Source organism: Pedobacter sp. HMWF019 (assembly GCF_003061025.1).
GTDB lineage: Bacteria > Bacteroidota > Bacteroidia > Sphingobacteriales > Sphingobacteriaceae > Pedobacter.
This window is the reverse complement of sequence record NZ_QAIL01000047.1, coordinates 1-2026: the sequence shown is the minus strand read 5'-3', so window position 1 is coordinate 2026 and position 2026 is coordinate 1. Positions and strand designations below refer to the sequence as shown.

Genomic DNA, 2026 nt, shown 5'->3' with positions numbered 1-2026 from the left:
TAATATTAAACAGCAAAACATGGAGAGCGTCAAAGAAAAGACCAAGAAAAGTATATTGATTGTCGACGATGAACTCAGTATACTTAAATTACTGAGCTTTATATTATCTTCAGAATACGATCTCGTGATCAAAAAAAGTGGCATAGAAGCCATAGACTGGCTCGAAGAAGGTAACGATCCCGATCTGATCATTTCAGATCTGATGATGCCTTATTTTGATGGCGGTACCCTAATCCGTAACCTCAAAATCAGTGGCTTTTATAGAAACACGCCAGTTATATTACTTTCCGGATCTGACAATTTAGAAGAGAAGGTAAAAGAAATGCCTTTCAAAATCGATCATTTCATGGAAAAGCCCTTCAATCCAGCTGAATTAAAGAATCAAATCGCCCAACTTATACAATAATGATAATGTCTGCAATCGATAAGCCACAGATCAATGCCAAGATCGTATACTTTGGAAAACTTATTCGGAGTATTATTGCTGAGGAGTTTAATGCTCATATTGAGTATTTGGATGACCAAAAGAGCTTTAGATACTATTTTGATAATCAATCGCTGTTAAGTATTCCCGATATTATTTTAATAGAGGTAGATGACAATCCCAACTGTTTCGAACAGGTCAGATACATTAAGGAAAATCCATTTTTTCAGGGATTGATCATTGTGCTTTTAGGGGTTAAAGAAAATAAGGACTGGAGAAGGGAAGCGCTTGATTTAAAGGTCAATGACTATTACACCTATCCTTTTCCGTTGGAAGATTTTTGCGAGCGACTTAATTTTCTCGTTAAATTTAAATTGATCAAACCTAAACTGATGGAACTTGCCCAACAGACAGAACAAGTATATCAGGTTCCTGTAAGTAAAAGGATTTTTGATGTGATTGTTTCTGGCTTGGCATTATTATTTCTTTTCCCTTTATTCCTAGTGGTTGCTTTGATAATCAGACTCGAGTCTAAAGGAAAAGTGATCTATAAAAGTAAAAGAGTGGGAGCAGGTTATAAAATATTTGATTTTTACAAATTCAGGTCCATGCGGCAAGATGCAGATCAGATGTTGAGTTCTATGTCCGATTTGAACCAATATGCTTCAGAAGGGGATAGCAAAACTGGAAAGACTGCGTTTGTTAAATTTAAGAATGATCCGCGCATTACAAAATTTGGAGCATTTTTAAGAAAAACAAGTATTGATGAATTGCCACAGTTGATGAATGTATTCATAGGAGACATGTCGTTGGTAGGGAACCGACCTTTGCCTTTGTATGAAGCGGAGCAGCTGACCACTAATGAATGGTCTACACGGTTTTTGGGGCCAGCGGGCTTAACTGGATTGTGGCAGATTAGTAAAAGAGGACAAAAAGACATGTCCGAGCGTGAACGCAAGGAACTGGATAATTACTATGCAAATAATTATTCAGTTTTACTGGACTTGAAAATTATATTGAAAACTATTCCTGCTCTGATACAAAAGGAGAAGGTTTAAAATAATTTGAAAATTACTTAAATGAAGACTAACCATGAAACAAAAATTTAAAATAGCCTTGATTTTTCTGACTTTTTTTGGATATGGCTCTTATGCCCAGGAATCGATGATAGACGATATCAATTATGCAACTCTTGACAAATATATTCAGGCAGCTAAAATCAATTTTCCAAGAAAGAAGATTTTTGACACCAATGTTGAGCGTGCTAAAACAGGGGTAACTGCAGCGAACTTATCCTATTTGGATTTTTTAACTGCATCATATTATTACAGACCAGATAATAAGACTGCGATAGATCAAACGAATCCTTACAGTGTTAATGGTTTTCAATTTGGAGCAACAATTAACATAGGCGTTTTTCTTCAGAAACCTTCTATGACAAAAAAAGCAAAGGCAGAATTAAAAATTGCCAAGCTGGAAGATCAGGAATATGAAACAACACTCACAAATGAGGTTAAAAAGAGATATTATACTTATTTAAGATTATTAAAAGATCTTAAAATAAAAACTCAAAACTGTCAGGACAATTCAAGTGTTGTAGAT

At 35.0% G+C, this 2026-nt stretch carries 3 protein-coding genes; all 3 read left to right on the top strand.

The annotated features are described in order from the left end of the window. The coding region (locus DBR11_RS03490; RefSeq protein WP_369974417.1) for a PleD family two-component system response regulator at positions 1-406 on the top strand (406 nt) is incomplete at its 5' end. A 5-nt stretch (positions 407-411) separates the two neighbouring features. After that, complete coding sequence (locus DBR11_RS03485) at positions 412-1482, top strand: sugar transferase (protein WP_108550231.1); 1071 nt, start codon at positions 412-414, stop codon at positions 1480-1482. A 34-nt stretch (positions 1483-1516) separates the two neighbouring features. After that, a partial coding sequence (locus DBR11_RS03480; RefSeq protein ID WP_108550229.1) for a TolC family protein occupies positions 1517-2026 on the top strand: 510 nt, incomplete at its 3' end.